This is a genomic window from Bacillus sp. ms-22 (assembly GCF_009759805.1).
GTDB classification, from domain to species: Bacteria; Bacillota; Bacilli; order Bacillales; family Bacillaceae; genus Bacillus; species Bacillus xiamenensis.
In genome coordinates, this window is sequence record NZ_CP046653.1 from 1,082,093 (window position 1) to 1,102,219 (window position 20,127).

Annotated in this window: 26 protein-coding genes and 1 pseudogene; 26 read left to right on the forward strand and 1 reads right to left on the reverse strand. The window is 41.6% G+C overall.

Annotation, left to right across the window (positions count from 1 at the left end; translation table 11 throughout):
* Positions 1–26 precede the first annotated feature (26 nt).
* The 9 genes from GPA07_RS05550 to GPA07_RS05590 are packed head-to-tail and all read left to right on the forward strand — an operon-like array spanning position 27 to position 5,761.
* Positions 27–1,118, forward strand: coding sequence for an XkdF-like putative serine protease domain-containing protein (locus GPA07_RS05550; protein ID WP_157292159.1), 1,092 nt, complete (start codon positions 27–29; stop codon positions 1,116–1,118).
* Positions 1,119–1,139: 21 nt separating this feature from the next.
* Entirely contained in the window at positions 1,140–2,063 is a 924-nt protein-coding gene (locus GPA07_RS05555) for a phage major capsid protein (protein ID WP_008361434.1), read from the forward strand.
* 13 nt (positions 2,064–2,076) lie between these two features.
* A complete protein-coding gene (yqbG, locus tag GPA07_RS05560; RefSeq protein ID WP_157292160.1) occupies positions 2,077–2,460 on the forward strand; it encodes a protein YqbG in 384 nt (127 codons plus the stop codon).
* Positions 2,457–2,813 carry a YqbH/XkdH family protein gene (locus GPA07_RS05565; protein WP_008361430.1) on the forward strand — a complete coding sequence of 119 codons (357 nt, stop codon included), beginning with the start codon at positions 2,457–2,459 and terminating at the stop codon, positions 2,811–2,813. Before yqbG ends, GPA07_RS05565 begins: the two co-directional genes overlap by 4 nt.
* Complete coding sequence (locus tag GPA07_RS05570; protein WP_008361428.1) at positions 2,810–3,307, forward strand: HK97 gp10 family phage protein; 498 nt, start codon at positions 2,810–2,812, stop codon at positions 3,305–3,307. The genes GPA07_RS05565 and GPA07_RS05570 overlap by 4 nt, the downstream gene beginning before the upstream one ends.
* A gap of 4 nt (positions 3,308–3,311) precedes the next feature.
* Positions 3,312–3,767, forward strand: a complete 456-nt coding sequence (locus GPA07_RS05575) for a phage tail terminator family protein (protein ID WP_008361426.1) — start codon at positions 3,312–3,314, stop codon at positions 3,765–3,767.
* The gene (locus GPA07_RS05580) at positions 3,754–3,966 is read left to right on the forward strand and encodes a YqzN/YkzM domain-containing protein (RefSeq protein ID WP_157292161.1); all 213 of its coding nucleotides are present in this window, start codon (positions 3,754–3,756) and stop codon (positions 3,964–3,966) included. Before GPA07_RS05575 ends, GPA07_RS05580 begins: the two co-directional genes overlap by 14 nt.
* 3 nt (positions 3,967–3,969) lie before the next feature.
* Entirely contained in the window at positions 3,970–5,316 is a 1,347-nt protein-coding gene (locus GPA07_RS05585; protein WP_157292162.1) for a phage tail sheath family protein, read from the forward strand.
* A 1-nt stretch (position 5,317) separates the two neighbouring features.
* The gene (locus tag GPA07_RS05590; protein ID WP_008361420.1) at positions 5,318–5,761 is read left to right on the forward strand and encodes a phage tail tube protein; all 444 of its coding nucleotides are present in this window, start codon (positions 5,318–5,320) and stop codon (positions 5,759–5,761) included.
* A 290-nt stretch (positions 5,762–6,051) separates the two neighbouring features.
* Here the strand turns inward: GPA07_RS05590 and GPA07_RS05595 are convergent, their stop codons facing one another.
* A complete protein-coding gene (locus tag GPA07_RS05595; RefSeq protein WP_072368332.1) occupies positions 6,052–6,141 on the reverse strand; it encodes a putative holin-like toxin in 90 nt (29 codons plus the stop codon).
* Positions 6,142–6,290: 149 nt separating this feature from the next.
* On the opposite strand from GPA07_RS05595, the gene GPA07_RS05600 reads away from it, so the two are divergent.
* The 17 genes and pseudogenes from GPA07_RS05600 to GPA07_RS05680 all read left to right on the forward strand — a co-directional run bounded on the left by GPA07_RS05600 (position 6,291) and on the right by GPA07_RS05680 (position 20,110).
* Entirely contained in the window at positions 6,291–6,731 is a 441-nt protein-coding gene (locus tag GPA07_RS05600) for a phage tail assembly chaperone (protein WP_034740076.1), read from the forward strand.
* Positions 6,732–6,772: 41 nt separating this feature from the next.
* Entirely contained in the window at positions 6,773–6,910 is a 138-nt protein-coding gene (locus tag GPA07_RS05605; RefSeq protein ID WP_095410046.1) for a hypothetical protein, read from the forward strand.
* A gap of 1 nt (position 6,911) precedes the next feature.
* Positions 6,912–10,892 (forward strand): transglycosylase SLT domain-containing protein, encoded by a 3,981-nt coding sequence (locus GPA07_RS05610; RefSeq protein WP_442859332.1) that lies wholly within the window; start codon positions 6,912–6,914, stop codon positions 10,890–10,892.
* Positions 10,885–11,553 carry a LysM peptidoglycan-binding domain-containing protein gene (locus tag GPA07_RS05615; protein WP_008361637.1) on the forward strand — a complete coding sequence of 223 codons (669 nt, stop codon included), beginning with the start codon at positions 10,885–10,887 and terminating at the stop codon, positions 11,551–11,553. Before GPA07_RS05610 ends, GPA07_RS05615 begins: the two co-directional genes overlap by 8 nt.
* 11 nt (positions 11,554–11,564) lie before the next feature.
* Positions 11,565–12,575 (forward strand): XkdQ/YqbQ family protein, encoded by a 1,011-nt coding sequence (locus GPA07_RS05620; RefSeq protein WP_157292163.1) that lies wholly within the window; start codon positions 11,565–11,567, stop codon positions 12,573–12,575.
* Positions 12,572–12,838 (forward strand): DUF2577 family protein, encoded by a 267-nt coding sequence (locus GPA07_RS05625; protein WP_008361642.1) that lies wholly within the window; start codon positions 12,572–12,574, stop codon positions 12,836–12,838. Before GPA07_RS05620 ends, GPA07_RS05625 begins: the two co-directional genes overlap by 4 nt.
* A gap of 14 nt (positions 12,839–12,852) precedes the next feature.
* Complete coding sequence (locus GPA07_RS05630; protein ID WP_071168714.1) at positions 12,853–13,275, forward strand: DUF2634 domain-containing protein; 423 nt, start codon at positions 12,853–12,855, stop codon at positions 13,273–13,275.
* A complete protein-coding gene (locus GPA07_RS05635) occupies positions 13,268–14,314 on the forward strand; it encodes a baseplate J/gp47 family protein (RefSeq protein WP_008361647.1) in 1,047 nt (348 codons plus the stop codon). Before GPA07_RS05630 ends, GPA07_RS05635 begins: the two co-directional genes overlap by 8 nt.
* Positions 14,301–15,224, forward strand: a complete 924-nt coding sequence (locus tag GPA07_RS05640; protein WP_157292164.1) for a YmfQ family protein — start codon at positions 14,301–14,303, stop codon at positions 15,222–15,224. Before GPA07_RS05635 ends, GPA07_RS05640 begins: the two co-directional genes overlap by 14 nt.
* A gap of 11 nt (positions 15,225–15,235) precedes the next feature.
* Positions 15,236–15,619 (forward strand): phage tail-collar fiber domain-containing protein, encoded by a 384-nt coding sequence (locus tag GPA07_RS05645; RefSeq protein ID WP_008361653.1) that lies wholly within the window; start codon positions 15,236–15,238, stop codon positions 15,617–15,619.
* A 15-nt stretch (positions 15,620–15,634) separates the two neighbouring features.
* On the forward strand, positions 15,635–16,513 hold the full coding sequence (locus GPA07_RS05650) for a hypothetical protein (RefSeq protein WP_071168717.1): 879 nt from the start codon (positions 15,635–15,637) through the stop codon (positions 16,511–16,513).
* 10 nt (positions 16,514–16,523) lie between these two features.
* Positions 16,524–16,854, forward strand: a pseudogene (locus tag GPA07_RS05655) (XkdW family protein).
* Positions 16,851–16,982 (forward strand): XkdX family protein, encoded by a 132-nt coding sequence (locus GPA07_RS05660; protein WP_232532117.1) that lies wholly within the window; start codon positions 16,851–16,853, stop codon positions 16,980–16,982. The pseudogene GPA07_RS05655 and the gene GPA07_RS05660 overlap by 4 nt, the downstream one beginning before the upstream one ends.
* 51 nt (positions 16,983–17,033) lie before the next feature.
* Entirely contained in the window at positions 17,034–18,161 is a 1,128-nt protein-coding gene (locus GPA07_RS05665) for a pyocin knob domain-containing protein (RefSeq protein WP_008361663.1), read from the forward strand.
* Between the two features lie 33 nt (positions 18,162–18,194).
* Positions 18,195–19,613, forward strand: a complete 1,419-nt coding sequence (locus GPA07_RS05670; protein ID WP_157292165.1) for a hypothetical protein — start codon at positions 18,195–18,197, stop codon at positions 19,611–19,613.
* Positions 19,614–19,615: 2 nt separating this feature from the next.
* Positions 19,616–19,963, forward strand: a complete 348-nt coding sequence (locus GPA07_RS05675) for a hypothetical protein (RefSeq protein WP_157292166.1) — start codon at positions 19,616–19,618, stop codon at positions 19,961–19,963.
* Entirely contained in the window at positions 19,964–20,110 is a 147-nt protein-coding gene (locus GPA07_RS05680) for an XkdX family protein (RefSeq protein WP_008361668.1), read from the forward strand.
* Positions 20,111–20,127 lie beyond the last annotated feature (17 nt).

Consider the following 20,127-nt stretch of genomic DNA (forward strand, 5'->3'; position numbering starts at 1 on the left):
GAGCTTTTTTGAAGGGGGGTGAACATATGCCAAGAGAATTAAAAAACGCAAAAATTACGCATGTTTCCTATGTCGACAGGGCAGCAAACCAAAAGAAATTCTTTTTCATGAAAGCAAAGAAACAACAGCCTGACTTTCAAAAGGAAGTTAGCGTCCTGACAAAGGCAGAAGATGCTCATCGCCTTGTGTATGGCGTCGTGTATGAACCGAATACACCCGATGCACATCAAGACTTTATGTCAGCCAAGGAAATTGAAAGAGCAGCACACGGCTTTATGAAGGATGCCCGTCACATTGACAAGCAGCATGATTTTCAAGAGGGTGTTGGCGAAGTCGTCGAATCATATATTGCTCCAGCGGATTTTGAAGTAGGCGGAGAGCTGATTCGAAAAGGATCATGGGTGCTTGTGACAAAGGCCTCCGAAGAAATTTGGGATCAGATTCAAAAAGGCCACATTACAGGCTATTCCATGGCAGGGACAGCAGACATCGTTGCAATAGAAGAGCAGGAACAGCTCCTATCTCAAGAAGCGAATGAGAGAGGGCTTTTTTCTTTGCTGAAAAATTTCTTTTTGAAAGAGGAAGGTGCAAATATGCCACAACAATTTTGGAGCGTTTTAGATCATCTGCTGGAAACGTTACAGTCAAGTGATGGTGATGAGTCTAGCGTAAGAGCTGCGCTTGAACAATTGATACCAATTGTGCAGGACGTGTTGAAGACAACAGACGTCCTGCAAGCGATTGGCGAAAGACCAGCATCCGTTCAAAAGCAAGATGCCGGATTGACGACCGATCAAGTAAGCGAGCTTGAAAAAGCAAAGACGGCAATCGAAAACGTCTTACAGCAAGCAGAAACACAGAGGGCAGATCAAGCAGGGGAAGAAGAACCTGTTCAAAAAGTGCTGGAGCAAGTGGTTGCGCCGATTCGTCATCAACTCTCTTCATTAGAGAAATCCACCAGCAGAGAAAAATCAGCTATTCAGCAAGTGCTTCAGCAGCAGCTACTGCCTATTTCAGAACGGATTCACATGCTTGAAAAAGCGCGGGGTATTTCAAAACAAACAATTCACGATACACAAAACGACAGTACAAAACCCATATGGGATGGCTTACTATAAGCCAAATAAGGAGGAAAAAGTGTGAGAAATCAAGAGTTGATTCGTAAGGCAGAAATGACACTTGCCAGCTTAAAAACCGGCGGTCTCATGAACGCAGCCCAATCCAATACATTCATTAGAATGATGCAAAACACACCAACCGTTTTAAATGATGCACGTATCATACCAATGGAAAGTGATTCACAAAAAATCGAAAAAATTGGCTTCGGCCAGCGTATTTTGCGCCCAGCAGAAGAAGGCAAAGCGCTTAATGCAAAAGATCGTGTTGTCCCAGCGACAAGCACTGTCCAGCTTAATGCCAAAGAGGTCATTGCAGAGATTCATATGACCTACGACAGCATTGAAAACAATATTGAAAAAGACGGGATTCAGCAGACGATTATGCAAATGCTGGCGGAACGAGCGGCAGTCGATATTGAAGAGCTGATTGTCAACGGAGATACAACAGCAGAAGATCCATTTTTAGCTCAAATAGATGGCGTACGAAAACAGGCAGTCTCTCATATTGTCGATGCAAATGGAGCAGAAATTAGCCGTCAAATGTTCAAACAAGCCTATAAAGCGATGCCGTCAAAATATTTACGTGTTCCTCAGGATTTCCGGTTCTACACATCTCCAAGCTTAGAGGTTGAGTGGAAGGATCAAGTAGCAAACCGTCAAACAGGCTTAGGAGATTCAGCACTTCAAGGCGGACTTTCCTCTGCGTTCGGTGTTCCGGTCAAAGGTCTTGCCAACATGCAGCCGTATGATGAAGCAGGAACGGACGTATCAGATATTTTGCTGACACACCCTAAAAACATCATCGTAGGTTTTTCTCGCAATATTCGTATTGAAGTAGAAAAAGATATTCGCAGTCGTAAGTTTATCATTGTGCTGACAGCAAAGCTCGACAGCAAATTTGAGGAAGAGGATGCTGTAGCCAAAGTAATGAAAGTGAAAGAGTAGGTGACGGCAGATCATGATCATTTCTGCTGAGGAATTACAAGCCTATTCTGTATTTGATCGCGTGAAAAATCGTTCTGTAGAGAGACTAGCGGCAGATATTATCGAAGCAGAAGCTGCGGTATTTCAGATCGTCGGGCACGATTTTACGCACGAAAAATATCAGCCCATACCTAAAAAAGCAAGGATCGCCTTATTAAAAATGGCCCAGTATTTTGCCATGCTGAATGATGATGAATCCATGATGAAAGGCTTGACGTCAGAAAAAATGGGTGATTATTCATATGCCAAGGCAGCGGATCAAGTGAAAGGCAAACCATATGTGTATGCCCTGCTTGTTGATTATATTGAACCATCGTTAACTTGCGGCAGTGCCAATTTAAAGGTGAGATCGTTATGAGCTATGAGTCTCTCTTAACGGATCGCTGTGATCTTTTTCATCTGGAGAACGAGGAGCCAGTCCGCGGTAAATATGGTATTCCAGCAGGAGATATGCAAATGACACCCGCCTATCCTGATGCACCAAGTATAAGAGATTTGGCTTGCTATGTCGTAGAAAAAAACCAGTCACTCGTGCAAGAAGAACCAAATACAGTGATTTATCAGTCCTATCTTGTCCATTTCCCTATAGCAAGTGATATTCGCTTGCATGACAAAATGGTGTGGAACGGCATTTCACTCAAGTTGCAGCAGCCGAAAAGAGTGAAACAGCATCATATTGAAGTGATGGCTGTCAGAAAGGAAAATCTATGAAAATTGATGGACTTGACCGGCTGCTGTCACAGCTCCAAAAGGCGAATAGTGGCGACTTGACGGAGCAGTACCAAAATTGGTTACAGGAAATGGGCTTACAGCTTTTAGACATCATTCAAGATGAATTAATCAAGGAAAAGGCTGTCGATACAGGCCGTCTTCTCAATTCCTTTCAAAAAGGTGATAGGGAGAATCATTTTCTCACTTCACGAGGTGGGCTCACGCTTGAAGTTGGAACGCAGCTTGAATATGCTTCTTACGTCAATGATGGACATGCCGTTTCTTCAAATGGAGAACGAAGGTGGGTGCCTGGCAGATGGGCTGGCAGCCGCTTTGAATATGATCCGAGCGCGAGTACAGGCATGATGCTTTCAACTCAATGGATCGATGGAAATGGTTACTGGGATCATGCTGTCATGCTCTATGAACAAATGTTTGAACATTCACTAGATCGGAAGCTTCAAAGCTGGATCGATCGACATTTTGGGAGGTGATGGAATGAATCAAGAAGTCGGGGCAATCATGCATTATATATACACACACTTTCCTGTGAAAATGTATGATCGTCTTCTGCCAGAGCGCTTTCAAGTGCCATCTGTTTATGTGCCGCCAGTGACTATCATTAGTGGTCCAGATACAGTGTCTACTTTTATGAAATCTTATTCGCTGCAAGTGAAAGTGTTTCATATCGATACTGAGAAAGCACATGATGCGGCAGAAACTGTCGTTGATGCATTACTTGCTGATCGTCAAATGATTCAGATGATCAGTGAAGATGGCAAAGTGCTTGATGATTATGTCCGCATCAAAAGGGTGGAAACAAGAATCATAGATCAAGGTGTAGCAGCGATTGTCCTGACGTGGGATAGCAGCTATTGGTACTATCGAGACAAACAGCCAAGCCTAGAGGATATCAACTTTTCAGATGGGGTGATCAAACGTGAGCAAGACTAAAAAAGCACAGCTCGATCAAGCAGCTGGCGAAGAAAAAGAATTTGGCTTTTCATTTGAAGCCTTAAAAGAGCACAGTAAGGATCTTTTTGGGGTAAAACCAGAAATCCTTGAAGGTGCTCTTTTTTATATCAAACATCAACCAATTACAAAAACAGAAGCAAAGAAGCACATGGATGCTTTTTTGTCCAAGGAGGTTTAAAGGATGAACGGAGGCACTTTTACACCAGGTACAGAGAAAAAGCGTCCTGGCATTTACTTTAATTTTAAAACAACAGCAGAGCAGCGAATTACTTTAGGCGATCGAGGCACGGTGGCACTTCCTCTTGTGATGAGCTGGGGAGAACCAAAAACCTTTATTTCCGTTTCCAATATGGAAGACTTAAATAAAAAGGTCGGACTCAACATTGATGATAAGTCACTTCTTCTTTTCCGCGAAGCGAAGAAAAAAGCGCAAACGGTCTTACTTTACCGTTTAAACGAAGGAGAGTCAGCCAAAGCTGAAATCGCAGAAAGCTTTGTGGTCACAGCAAATTATGGCGGTCAAAAAGGAAATGAGATCACCATTCAAGTTGCAGAGAATGTACTGGATAGCACAAAACGTGACGTCATCACCTATCTTGGAACAGATATTGTCGATAAGCAGGTTGTCACAGATGTCAAAGAGCTTGTGAAAAACAAATATGTTCAATTTTCTGGTGAAGGTGAAGCGGTCATTACAGCTGGCACGGCTCTAAGCGGCGGGAAAAATGGCGTGGCAAGTGTCGCAGATTATACAACTTTCCTAGAAGCAGCAGAAACAGAATACTTTGATGTCATTGCCCTTCCAGTCAATAATAGTGAGCAATTAAAAGCAACCTTTGCCTCGTTTATCGAACGGTTACGCGATAAACAAGGACGTAAGGTGCAAGGGGTTGTCGCCAATTATGCAGCGGACCAAGAAGGAATCATCAATGTCACAAGTGGTGTTGTTCTAGAAGATGGAACAGAACTGACGCCTGCTCAAACAACAGCTTGGGTCGCAGGTGCAAGTGCAGGAGCGAATTTTAATCAGTCACTTACCTTTGTTGAATACGAGGGAGCAGTAGACACACTAGAGCGCCTTGACAATGATCAAGTAGAATACCGATTATCACAAGGGGAGTTTCTTTTCACCTTTGATGCGAGAGACCGTACAGTGAGTGTTGAAAAAGATATTAACTCCTTGACAAGCTTCACAGCTGAAAAGAACCAGCAAATGGCGAAAAACAAAATCATTCGTGTGCTTGATGCAATCAACAATGATTTAACATTTGAATTGAAAAATATGATCAAATTACGCAAAGCCAATGGAAATGACATTCCAGCATCAGATGACGGTATGCAGCTTGTGAAAACACTGATTACGCAGTATCTCACGCAACTTCAAGACGGAAGCGGCATTACAGGCTTTAACTCAGAAACAGATATCGTCATTGGTCTCAATGAGGATCGTGATGGATTTATTATTGATTTAGCGGTTCAACCAGTAGACGCAGCAGAAAAATTCTATTTCAATGTGGAGGTGAAGTAAGATGGCTTTTAAAGCGCAAAATACAATTTCAGGTAAAGAGGGTCGTCTTTTCTTAGAAGGTGAGGAGCTTGCATTTATCAAAACCTTCGAAGCAAACGTGGAGAAAAACAAATCCGAAGTCAACGTCATGGGACGCCGAATGACTGGTCATAAAACAACAGGGGCAAACGGAACAGGAACGGCAACATTCTATAAAGTCACTTCACGTTTTGTTCAATTAATGCTCAACTATGTGAAAAAAGGGGAAGACCCTTATTTCACTCTTCAAGCGGTGCTTGATGATAAGTCATCAGGCCGAGGCGCTGAGCGTGTGACGTTATTTGATGTCAACTTTGATTCAGCTAAAATTGCTGGATTGGATGTCGATTCAGAGGCACTTGAAGAAGAAGTTCCATTTACATTTGAAGACTTTGATCTGCCTGAAAAACTGAAGAATTCTTTCTAAATTACAATAGAAAAGACATGACGAATGACGAAAAATAGATGTTGTTTTTATTTTATTCAACGATATGGTATAATTTTTCGTAGTGACAGAGTAGCTATAAAAGAGTTGCTGTGTAACCCTCAAGAGTTTCTTAGAAATATGTTTACATGCAAAGCACTTTGCATAAAATAAAAAGAAGCCAGGATGCGTCAACATCCCGGCAATGTACAATTTGGCCCTCAAGGGGCTGGCTTATCGAATAGGTTCTTTAGGTAGACTTTCCCTTCAACCTTCCACAGCTCAAGGGGAGTCTATTTTTTGTCTATATATGTCAACAGGGCAATGATAAATGACCCGAAAGCAAGCATTAACATCAGTGCTTGGAATGTTGACATGAGCATCACCCCCTTCCTATCGGGGATGAGCCAGACGCCCTTGAGCAAGCCGTTCAATTGTACGTTCTCAATTATACATGAAAAGATTGGAAAGCACATTCAAAAATGGATGTGCTTTTTTGTATTCAAAAACATAACAAAGGGAGTTTTTAAACATGAGCGAAAAACAAACATTTGATCTTTCATTTTTTATGCCAGGACAAACAGTAGAAGCAGAAGAAGTCAAAGTACCGATTTCCAAGCGTTTTGTTGATAAAAAAGGAAATGTCATCCCTTTTGTTTTCAAAGCGATTACCACTGAGCGTATTGATGAACTAGAAAAAGAAAACACAACGTTCAAAAATATCAAAGGCAGAGGCCGCGTGAAAGACTTAGACAGCCAGCGCTTCTATGCACGAATTGCGATTGAATCGACTATTTATCCAGATTTCCGCTCAAAGGAATTAAGAGAAGCCTACAGCACACAAGATCCAGTTGAAGTCGCAAAACGTGTTTTATCTGTCGGCGGTGAATACGCAAACTGGTTAAACAAAGCCATTGAAATTAACGGATTCGAAGACGAAATTGAAGATTTAGAAGACGCAGCAAAAAACTAATAAAAGATGGGGATAAAGAAGCCGTGTTTCTATATTACGCCATGCACGAGCTTCACTATTCCCCATCAGAACTGCTTGATTTATACGAAGCACCAAGACCATTCAAAGCATTCCTTTTCGGACTCATCAGCTACAAACTCGACATGCTAGAAAAAGAAGCAAAGAAAGGAGGAAAATAAACTGGCGAAACTCACTGCACGATTTGAATTAGAAGACAAAGTATCAAAGAAGCTACTGCGCATTCAAAAACGATTTCAAGCGTTTGAGAAGCAGCTTAAACCATTTAGAAAACCGGTGGAAATAAACCTGGAAATAGATGAAAAGAAGCTAAGAAACTTCAGTTTATCACTTCGGAAAATTTCAGTGATTCCCATGAGACTCGATCAGGGAATCTATCGTGATCTAAAAGTATTAAACGATCAGTTAAATATGATCCCAAATCATATGGTCATATCCATTCAAGCAAAAGGATTAGATGTCATTAAATCCAGCATAAATCGTTTGAAACAAGTGGGAACAAGTCCCATTCTGCTGACGTTTAAATTAAACGATCAGTTGTCAGGTAAAATGTCAATGATCAAAAAATCTATTCTCCAGCTCATGAACAGAACGTACTATATGAGAGTAAACATGATTGATCAAGCCACCGCTGCGATTCAACGAATCAAAAAGACACTCAAAAGCTTGACGATGGCTAAACACGAAATCAGAGTATCTGTTCAAGACAATGCAAAGAGTAAGTTGAAAAAACGAGATCAGGCAGAGTCAGTTGTGAAAGAACAAAATATAAAAAAAGAACCTGAGGCTGGTAGTCCGTCGGTTAAAACGGATGACACTAAACAGAGTTGGCTCCAGAACGTTGCCAATAAAGGATTAAATGAAATTCAAAAATATGCAGGTGACGTTGCAGAAAAAGTGAAAGAAAAATTAAGTCCTAGAAAGTTTTGGGATGAAAAGGCACTTCCTTGGGTTGAAAATAAAATGGAAGAGTACAAGCAAGATGTGATCGGAAGAATAAAAGAGAAGATTAAATTGAATCCTGAAAAAAAACTAGATCAATTGGTGAATAACGTACTAGATCGTTTCTTAGGTGCAAGTGATCAATCAAGTGAAAACAACAGTACCACTCCGGCACCAACAACAGCTCCAACAACTTCACCAACACCATCTAATCCAGCTCCCAATACGAAACCTCAGCCGCAAGGTGGAAAAGGTTTGTTTCGCAATAGTTGTTGTCCCTGTTGTGCAAGAGGTTTAACCAGGGGAGGCTCTACTAAAACGAAAAATCGAAATGGTCAATCACGAAGACAGCCTAGAAATCCAAATGCCACAACAAGAACCGAAATGAATAGAAGACCTCCAAGTAAATTAGGAAAACTGAAAACAAATGCAGGTAAATTATTTGGGAAAATCCCTAGTGGACTAAAGAAAGGTGCCGGTATCGCAGCTTCAGTTGGTGGACTTACGGGTTTGGTAAAAGGCAGCAAGGGGTTAAGTGGATTAGGGAATGCGGTGAAAAATATCGGTAAAGGGAGCGGTAAATTATTAAAGAAAGTACCTATTCTAGGAAGTGTACTTAGTGCAACAAATCTAATTGGCATAAACAAAAAGAATGCTGGTGAAAAAATCGGTACGACTGGAGGCGGAATCGCCGGCGGGATGGCAGGTGCTGCAGCAGGTGCTGCGATTGGAAGTGTAGTTCCAGGAGTAGGTACAGCCATCGGTGGTCTAGTAGGCGGAATCGCTGGAAGTATGGGCGGAGAATCTATCGGTGAAACGATCGGAAAATGGTTTGATGGTGGCGGATTTGACAAGATTGGCCAAAAAGCCATCGAAATCAAAGATCAAATTGTTGAAGTTTGGTCAACAGTCGCTAGTTGGTTCACTGAAAACGTCTGGACCCCGCTAAGCGGTACAGTCATTACAGTAGCAACCACGATTTGGTCAAGTCTAGTCAATGCATGGACATGGATTCAAGAAACATTCAGTACAGTAGCAGGGTGGTTTATCGAAAACGTCTGGACCCCGCTAAGCGGTACAGTCGTTACAGTAGCAACCACGATTTGGTCAAGTCTAGTCAATGCATGGACATGGATTCAAGAAACATTCAGTACAGTAGCAGGGTGGTTTATCGAAAACGTCTGGACCCCGCTAAGCAGCACAGTTGTTACAGTAGCTACAGGAATTTGGACAGCATTATCAAATGCATGGAAAACCATTCAATCCATTTTTGGAGCAGTATCCTCTTGGTTTATGAACAACGTCTGGACCCCGCTTGTAGAAACCGTCGGAACCATTAAAGATAGCATTGGAAAGAAGTTTGAAGAAGCGTATAAAGTAGTGACAGATATATGGGATGGATTATCCAAATGGTTTGAAGATAATATTCAGACACCGATCCTAAAAGTGGCAGGTGCCATAAGTGATGGTTTTTCTAAGGCATTTGGCTGGGTCAAAGAGATTTTTGACAAGGCTGGCGATGGGATTAATTTTGTAATAAAGCATTTATTTGGAGATCCTGATAAAAGAGCCACAGGCGGCTATATCACTCAGCCTACCCTATCATGGGTTGGTGAAGCTGGTAACGAATTTGTCATTCCAACTCAAAATAACCGTGGACGGGGGAAAATGCTGCTTGCACAGGCTGCTTCTCACCTTGGAATGTCTGTTGTGCCAAGCAGCGGCGGTGCAGCAAACCCAGTTTCCAGCTCTCCAGCTCAAGCAGCTCCAAATGCTTCTGTCGGTTCAATTGGTGGATCGGTTTCATTGGATGGAAACATTCAAGCTGCAAGCATAGGTGAGCAATTTAATCATGATTTTGAACAAGGACTAAATCAAAAGGTGGTTTCGCTGGATCAATGGAAACAAAAAAATATTCAGCAGCCATTTGATCACTTGACATCAGATTCAGGAAAGTACGGCCAACAAGTGGTTTCTGCCTTTGCGACGGGCCAGCAGATGACACCAACAGGAACAGACAGCTTTTTGCAAAGTCGTGTAAAAGCACCATACCAACAAGTGATGACAGCGTCACCGAGTTGGGGTTCTGGAACGGTTAGTGGTTTTGCAACAGGTCAAAATGCCACATCATCTAGCACAAGCCAATACGTAGATCAGCACATCAAACAACCATTCCTGCAAACAAAACAAGAATCACCAGGCTGGGGTTCAGGAATGATGGATGCCTTCAATAGCGGGATGCGTTCGAAAGCAAGTGAAGTCACGCAGGCAGCTAAAGAAATGGCGAAGAAAGTAGAGCAGGCATTTAGAGAGGAATTAGACATTCATTCCCCTTCACGTGTCATGATGAGTCTTGGGAAATTTGCATCGATTGGTGTCGTCAAAGGTCTTGATTCGGTTGACGTGAAGAAATTTGCAGAGAATCAAGCCGGTTCCTTAATCGCTGCATTTAGTGGCATGGGTGCATCTAACATGACTGTTCAACAATGGCTCATGGCTGCATTAATGGCAACCGGCACATCTATGAGCTGGCTACCTGGTTTGATGACGATTGCGCAGAATGAGTCACGTGGAAACCCGAAAGCGATCAACCTATGGGATTCAAACGCCAAGAGAGGAACGCCGTCTAAAGGATTGATGCAGACCATTGATCCGACGTTTAACTCCAATAAAGGCAAGGGCATGAATGATATTTGGAACCCAATTCATAATGCCGTAGCAGCCATTAACTACATTAAGGGCAGATATGGCACAGTCTTTAATACACCGGGATTACGGAGTATAAGAAGAGGCGGTCCTTATAAAGGCTACGCAAATGGCGGATTGATTACTCAGGAGCAGGTAGCTAGAGTCGGTGAAGGAAACAAACGTGAATGGATTATTCCAGAAGAAAGAGGCATTCGTGGAAGATATTTATTGACGCAGGCAGCCAAGGCACTTGGGATGCAAGTCTATGATCCATCAAATGCATCTGCTCCTTTACCAGAATCCCAGATGCAGCAAGTGACCTCAGCTCAATCATCAGCTGGCGGTTCTACATCATCGGGAACGAAACAAATCACCATCCAGTTCAATGGAGATCAGCATTTCCACAATGGACAAGATCAACAGTCTCTTGTCGAAAAAATAAGACAAATGCTCGTAGACGAACTGGAAGTAGAGCTTCATACAGGAACGAAGGGAGTCGTGATCGATGGGTAAATCAGTGTATCAATTGTGGATTTCCCAAGGAAAGGACAAGCTGCGATTCCCTGTCCTTCCATCCGAACTCGAAATCACAAATCATGTACAAAATGAAACAGTGAAGGTCGCCTCTTTTGGAGAACTGACCTTTATTGATGTGCCATCGGCTAAACAAGTATCATTCACCTCATTATTTCCTAAGAAATATTCGCCGATTGCTGAATATAAAAGCATTCCATCACCAGAGAATGCAATAGCGAAAATTGAACGAATGATGCGGTCGAAGAAGTCCGTGCGATTGATTGTTACAGGGACTAAAATCAATATGACGTGCAGCATTGAAAGCTTTACCCACAAGGAAGGGTCATATGATATTGGTGATCGTGAATTTACAATTGAGCTAAAGGAATATAAAACAGCATCGCCTAGGAAAATCAAACAAAAGAAAAAAGCGAAACAAACCAAAAAGAAAAGACCCTCAGCATCACCACCAAAATTGTACACCGTCAAAAAAGGCGATACTTTGTGGGCCATTTCAGGCCGGTTTTATGGCGATAGTACAAAATGGCGGCGTATTTGGAATGCCAATAAAGCAGCGATGATTAAACGAAGTAAACGCAATATTAAGCAGCCGGGACATTGGATTTTTCCTGGACAAAAACTAAAAATACCACAATAGGGGGGCTGACATTGATTGAGCTTTTTGCCATTAGAAGCGGCACTATGTATGAGCTTGTTACAGAAAGTGTGACACTTCAGGGGCAAAGGTATCAAGCCCCTCGCTCTATTCAGGCGAATATTATCACAAAGCAAGGCAGTCAAACATATTACCGTGTCTCAGAAGGAGACACGGTTCTTTTTAAATGGAAAGGAAAAGAGCTGTTCAGAGGCATCGTTTTTTCTAGGATGCCTGTTGATGGGAAACTGACCTTTACCGCATACGATATGCTCCAATATTTAGTGAAAAACCAAGATGTATATGTGTTTTCAAATCAAAGAGCAGATCAAATTTTGAAGCGAATTGGAACTGACTTTCAAATCCCTATGACCTCCATCGCCAATACAGGACATGTCATGAAGTCTCTTGTTTTTAAAAATGACACGAGTTTGTATGACATCATTCTGAAAGCACTCAAGGAAACGAAGCGGCAAACCGGTAGAAATTATCAAATTTATTCTGCTAAAGGCAAGATGGGACTGCGAGCTTGGCCTGATCCAGAGGACATCTGGGTCATTGAATCAGGCGTCAATCTTATTGATTATCAGTACAGCACCTCTATTGAAGAGACAGCAACACGTGTGAAGATGCGTACGTCTGTAGATGAACAGGGGAAGAATAAGAAAAAAGGAAGCAAATCAGATATTGTGGTGATCGAACAGGATAAAGCGGGTCAAAGTAAGTATGGCATTTTACAGCATGTTGAGACAGTGACTGGACAAATGAATCAGCCGCAGCTCCAGCAAAGAGCCAAAGTTCGTCTGGCAGAGAAAAAAGGCGTCAAACAAGAAGTGAAAAGCATACAAGCACTCGGAATTCCTGAACTGCAAAGCGGTCTGCCAATCTATTTGAAAATCCCAGAAATCAACGTAAAAAAAACCTACTGGATTGATCAAGACAAGCATGAATTCAATGGAGTGAAACACACCATGACCATTGACGTTGTTGAGAAAAATGTTATGCCAAAGGGTGATCAAGCGTGAGATTAAGTGAAGCGATTAAACGACTCGCTGTCAATGCAGTAGACGCAGCCTCTCCAATTGATCTGGTCATTGGAGAAGTCACGGCGGTTTCGCCTCTCAATATCAGATTAAATGAAAATAGTAAGTTGATCATTCCAGAAGAACTGCTTATTTGGCCAAAGCGCTTAAATAAGGGGGAGGATGATGAATTAAAAGCGGGAGACAGTATTATGGTGCTCGCAATGGCGGGAGGACAGTCCTTCTACATCATCGACAAATTGTAAGGGAGGTGATGAACGTGGCACTTTCACCAGAGGAAGAAATCGAGGAAACAGAAGAAGACGACGAGGTAGAAACCTCGATGACGTATCGCATAGATGTTGAAAATGGCAGGCTGACAAATGAAGCCATTTCGGGGATTGAGGCGATCAGGCAATTCATTTATATGACATTGCGAACAGAGCGGTATGCACATCCTATCTACAGCCACGACATTGGCACTGAAATTCAGGAACTATTGACAGACACAGAAGCAACGGACGAATACAAAGAAATGGAGATTCCAAGATTGCTAGAAGAAGCACTAATCGTTGACGAGCGTATTGATCATATTGAAGAAATAGAGGTCACGAAGCAAAATGACACGTTTCAAGTCAGACTAGCCGTCGTCACAGATGAGGGCACATTAGAAATAGAGGAGGTGATGGAGGCCGATGTTTGAGGAGCAAACGTATGAAGCATTGATGGAAAGAATGCTGGACAGGCTGCCAGATGACATAGATAAAAGAGAAAACAGCATCATTTGGAATGCCCTGGCACCTGCTGCCGCTGAACTGGCTCAGTCGTATATTTGGCTTGATCAAGTATTTGATCTTGTGTTTGCTGATACAGCGCAGGGCGAATTTTTAGATCGACGAGCGGCTGAAGTAGGAATTGAACGAAAGCCGGCCACCACAGCGGTCTGGTCCGCAGCCATTCAACCGGAGAATGTAAACATCCCTATAGGCTCAAGGTTTTTTATTGAAGATGTTTATTTTCAATATTCGAAGGATGGCACATTGGAATGCGAGACAACTGGTACAGCCGGCAATGGGCAATTAACAGGTCAACCGCTGCTATCACTTGATACAATCCCAGGCCTTGAATCGATGATCATGAAAGAACTCGTGATACCGGGGCAAGAGGAGGAAGATGACGCTTCATTATATGATCGATATTTAATACGTGCAAGGAGAGAGGCTGTCAGTGCCAACAGAGCCCATTACAAAAAGTGGGCCGAGGAAGTGGTTGGTGTCGGCAGAGCGAAAGTGTTCCCGCTTTGGAATGGAGAGGGAACGGTCAAAATTGTCATCACTGACGGCAATCTAGATGTAGCCTCTGATCTACTTGTCAAAAGGGTACAGGAGTATATCGACCCTGTGCCAGGAGAAGGGGAAGGACAATCTCCTATTGGTGCAAAAGCAACCGTTGAAAGCGCCAAATGGCTGGATATTGACATAGAAATGGCCGTCGAACTTCAAATGGACTGGACACTTGAAGGGGCGCAAAAAGAAATAGAAGAAAAGATCAAAGCGTTGTTAAAATCAATCGCATTTGAAAAAAGTACGATCCGCATGTCCGCCTTAAATGATATTTTGTATCATTCAGAAAGTGTGTCAGATTATGCAAACGTCTTACTGAATGGTGAGTCGAAAAACTTAGTATTACAGGACATTGAAATACCGCGTCTTAGGCAGGTGAAGGTTATTGAGCAAACATGATGAAATGAAAAACTACTTGCCGCCATATTTCACGGAAATTTATGATGTGGACCATTTACTAAGGACAGAGGCGCCAGAGTTTGAGCAATTGGACGAATCCATTTTTGATGTAACGGATCAGTTCTTTCCATTAACAGCGACGTGGGGATTGAATAGGTGGGAAAGAATGCTCAAGGTGCAGCGAGAATCAGATGATTCGATTGAGCTGCGCAGGGCACGCTTACTCAATATGATGTCAAACATTCCGCCAATCACGTATCTTTCTTTAGAGAAATCGGTGAATCGCTTTCTTAAAAATCCAAGTGCGATCATCCGCCTCACAGCCAATCGCTATCATTTTGCGTTACGTGTAAATCTGGATGACCTGCAAAACACAAGATATATTGTCGAAATACTCGAAACGTTAAAGCCTGCACATTTGGCGTATACGTTCACCGCTAATCATCATACCGATGTTCATGAAAAAAACGATCATCATCAGCGGCTCACACTGCGAAGCAGGGTGGGTTTTTTCGATCATATCCCGATTTTACTCAATGGTGAATTTGTATTAAATGGTACGTTCTACCTGAGCGGGACACGAGGTACAACGGATGTCCCTGCTCGTTTTAGGCATTCGTTGAAGATGATGATGCCGCTTCAACAAGAGAAGGAAACAACATACCGCATGCATTATGTCATGACCGGAGCAGTGCATGAAACGAAGCAGGCCGCGGCACTGACTTTGCACGCAAAGAACCAGCTCCCGCACTATACGAAAAAGAGGATGACGTTCCGCCTGCCAGTGCATGTTCAAAATGAACAGGGCGGCAGCTTACTGATTAAGGATCATTACTGGATTCTAGATGGATCCGTTCCGCTTGACGGATCAAAAATGCTGGCAGCAACTTCTACAAAAATAGAGCTATAAGGAGGATCACAATGGCTGATCAATTAACCGTAACAACACTTTATGCACGTCAACAAATGGCAAAGGCAAGAGCAGAAGGAACAAAACTCACAAAAGTCGTCAAAATGGCGTTCGGAAATGGAGGAACAAAGGATGGAAAACCTCTCTCTCTTGACGGTACTGAACAAGCACTCAAAAAAGAATTAGTTCAAAAAGATATCGATTCATTTACCTTCATGGAACCAGCAAAAATCCGCTACACCTGCACGATCGCCGAAGGAGAACTCGCAGGAGAAGTCATCAATGAACTAGCCCTTGTCGACGAAGCCGGCAAATTCACCGCCGTCCGCACCATGACAGACAAACAAAAAGACGGCGACATCGAATTCGTATTTGAGATTGATGATATTTATTAATGGAGGGGAAAAGAAGTGGACATAAAATCACCTTTACCGTTTGAAACCTCTGACAAAGCCCATGCGAACTTATTTAACCGAATGGTCAACACACTTGTGGAGAATGACAATGCGCTCAGTCATCAAATAGCAGGAATCACGAATGAAAGCTTGTTTATTTTAACAGGCGACCAAGCCATTCAAGATGCATCAGTCAGCGGTGAGGAATATCCAATTGGCATTACGTTTATGGATATTGGCCAAGCCAATGATAAGGGATATCCGACGAGATATGGCTTTGTGAAGAATGAGAAGATCAGTAATTTTCGATTTGTACAATACTATTATGGTACTGGAAACGAAGCTGGTAATTATTTTGATAGTACTGGAATTTGGTGCAGGCATTGGTGGACGGGATCGGGGTGGACAGACTGGCATAAACTCTCTGGTTTTCTTCATACGAATATTGGCACAACTGGTAAGCAGCTGCTTAATAATGCAGAGCGACAAAAAATCCTTTTTAATCGAAAAATAAAAGATAGTCACAATCATTTTGATATAAAAAATAGTCGTTTTATTTGTCCGGAAAACGGTATGTATCTAGTAAACGCTGGAGTCTATATTGAGACGGTTCAAATGTATGCAAATTTTGAGCTGTCTATTTTTTTAAATGGTAAAAATTATAAAAATATATCTCATTATAGACATCTCCCTGCCACACCCTCTGAAACGGCAAAACTTGATATAGGTTTATATGGGGCTGCGAATGTGCCAGCGAATAAAGGAGATTACATTGAAATTTACATGTATATAGGATATGCGGGAAATTCCGATCGTTATATATCTGATAATTCAGGCTGGTACAACTATTTCGATATTACGGAATTAGGCGGACGAAATTTCCCGAGAGTGTAGGAGGATTCTGATGATTTTATATGAAGCCATTAAGTATAAATACCCCGATGCGGGATCCGCAAAAGGATTTTGAGCTTAGAAATGACGGCGACGGTTCGTATATAAACGAATGGCATCTAGATGTGCCAAAGCCAACGGCAGAAGAATTGAAGGAATGGTGGGAGGCATCTCAAATCAATCCTCGATATCAACCACCTCTGCCGCTTGAATTTCTAGCGCAGGAAGTAGCGAAAGAAAAGCTGATGAGAAAACAACTTGAACATCAATGTGATCATCTAACAAACGAACTAAAGGCGTTAAAAAGAGAGATCCTTTTATATAAAGGAGAGAGTGAAACATGAATTATTGGGTAATGGCTTTATATTTTAAATGGGTGACTCCTGAAATGGTCAAGCAAGCAATCGAGCTAGGTGACTGTTCAATTGAAGAACTAAATGTAGGCTGTCAGCAAAGGGTGCTCTCACGGTAGAGCAGCTACAAGAGATCGATCCAAGCTTCAAAGCGAAGGAGTGAAAGCTAAATGGAAATAAAAGAACCAAAACCTTTTGAAGTAAACGATAAAGCGCATGCTGATTTGTTTAATGACATGGTCAAAGTACTTCTTGAAAATGATACTGGGCTATTAGGACAACTCACAAACCATACACATGATACGAAATCACATACAACTGAAGCAGAAAAGAAGAAATGGAATGAGTCGCAGAGCTATAAAATTACAGCAGATAATGGAAGTCAGTTAATTAATGTGCCAGCTGATGCGAGAATTTTTGATGCGATAAAAAATAAAGGAACATGTACATTTTTTGCAGCTGCTGGCGTCGAGGATTCTCCTGCACCAACTAATGTCTCGATAAGAGGGCTGCAGACAGCAGGTGAGGGAAATATTGGTTCTGGCTTTGCGATTGATAGTACAGGAAATGCTTATTTTTTCAGTTATAATGCCGGACATACATCTATGACATGGACAAAACTGCCTTCTGAAAGTGATAAGATAAGATGGGACAACGGTCAGCTAATAAAAATTACACAAGATAATGGAAAGCCCTTTTATCATGGAGTTGCTAGTGAGACAGACTATAATAGCCTTACTCAGACAGGCATGTATCTCATTTATAATCCTGGAGTAAACGGTCCACCATCCGTTAATCGAGTGTTTTTACTGGTCATGAGTTACGGAAATACATTAATACAAATAGCATACGAATCTGTTTATGGGAAAAACACGTACTTTAGAGTTCGTAAACAGGATGCAGAAACATGGACACCATGGGAGAAGCAAATCACGTTTTCAGATTTATTAGAAGGTACTTGGAAAAAACCTGAAAAAATTATAAATGGTTGGAAGGAATATGATCCTATTAATTTGCCAGTAAAATATCGCAAGAACCTGTTAGGAGAAGTTGAAATAGTAGGTGCGATAAAAGGTGGAACTTTAGGAAATAATGAAGTGTTTAATTTGTCTGAAGAATATCGGCCGAAGCAGGCGATCCATTTTATAGGAGTCGCTTCAAGTATAGGAACACCAGGAGTACCTCAATTCCATCGTACATTAATAGATAAGAATGGAAATGTATGTGTACAGTCTTCTTCAAATAATGCCAATCCCACTGAGTTTATTACATTTGGTTTTAAGTTCACTACCAGATAATTCAATACAACTGAAATATGAAAGGAGAATCACATGGAAATAAAGACACCTCGTAGTTTCAAAACCAGTGACAAAGCCCATGCGGAACTGTTTAATGACATGGTTAAAGTTATTCTTGAAAATGATGTTGGACTATTAGATCAAATCAATCAGCACAAAAGTGATACAACATCTCATGCATCTGAAACAGAAAAGCAGAAATGGAATCAATCTCAGCTATATAAAATGACAAATGATAGCGGGTCCCAGTTGGTCAATATTCCTGCCGGCGGTAGTATTTATAATGGGATTAAATCGTTAGGTGCCTGCTCGTTCTATGCTCCAGGCGGTTCGGGTGTAGTTGATTCTCCTGCTATAGGCAATGCAGCATTAAGAGGCTTTCAGTTAGTAGGTCAAAATAATATAGGCATAGGCGTCGCCATTGACACTTCAGGCAATGCATTTTGTTTTTCCTATCACGTAAATGACGTTGGAATCAACTGGCTTCAATTACCTACTCAAAATGAAAAAAATAAATGGGATGCAGGACAATTATCTAAAATTACTGCTGACGACGGAAAGGCTTACGAAAGAATTAATGCAAATGATCCTAGTATTTTAGATAAGCTCTTAAAATTACCAGGCGTGCATTCGTGGTATATTCATGAAGCACACCCTGATCTGCCGACAAGAAGTTCTATGAGAGCCTTATCTGTTTTTAGTGAAAACATTTATGGTTGGATTATTGGGGCAAATAATACAGGCGATGTGTACATCAATCGATCAACAACTGATGTTACGGGTACTCAGCAAGAATGGAGTGGCTGGAAGAGATTGAACGAGCATCCGTTATTGAAAGCGAATGGAACTAGAATGCTTATTTCTAGTGGCACAGATATTTTAAGCCTACCGTCTGGTTTTTATTACGTGTCTGGAACGAATGCTATTAATATGCCTACAACCAATGATGCATCTTGGTTTAATGTGGATATTATAGAAGCAGCCGGTAAACGTAAGACTCTTCATATTATTAGAAGTTATGATAATATGCATTGGTTTGGAACAGTGCATAATGAGGGTGTTTTTTCTGGTTGGAAACGATTGTTAACTGATACAGAGAAAATAGAATGGAAGTCCCCAACCACTCTATTAAACGGATGGAAACAATACGGCACTCAAAAAGTGCAATTTTATAAGAATGCATTTGGAGAGGTGGAGTTAATTGGATCTATTGCAGGAGGTACTATCGGTTTTGAGGTACCTGCTTTTACATTGCCAAGTGGTTATCGTCCTATACAGGGTATGCATTTTATAGGGGTAGCATCGAGTATTGGCGCTGGTTCAACACCGCAAACACACAGGACATATATTCATACTGACGGTAATGTGTATATACAAAGCGTCTCCAATACGACAAATCCAAATGAATTTATCACTTTTGGCTTTAAATTCATATCCGCACAGGAGGGATAAAAGTGAAATGGATATATAGATACGATGAAAAATTCAATTACATTCCAGGAGGAGAAATAGAAATTGAAGAAGATGCAGATATCCCAGAAGGGTATACAGATGTAAGACCTCGAGATGGCTTGTATAAAGGTAAATACAATGAAGAGAAAAGGGCTTGGTATGAGTCGGCAACAGAAGAATACATTGATCACTTTCAGGCAAAGCCGCTGCCTCCATCAGATATTGATCTATTAAAAAAGCAAAACGCCGATTTGCTTCAGCAGCTGGCAGAGTCAGAAAAGAGAGTAAAAGAACAATCAAAAATAACATCAGAACTTGTCATGTTGCTCAATGAAAAGGGGGGCATTTAATTGGATTGGTTTCGTAGTATTTCATTGTTCTATCAATGGAAGTGTTATGAAAATGAAGATGTAGCAAAATTTGTTCGTTTCGAAAAGATTACGCCGGAACAATACAAAGAAATAACAAAAGAAGAATATCCAACAAACGCTGAATAGGCGTTTTTATTTTGCCT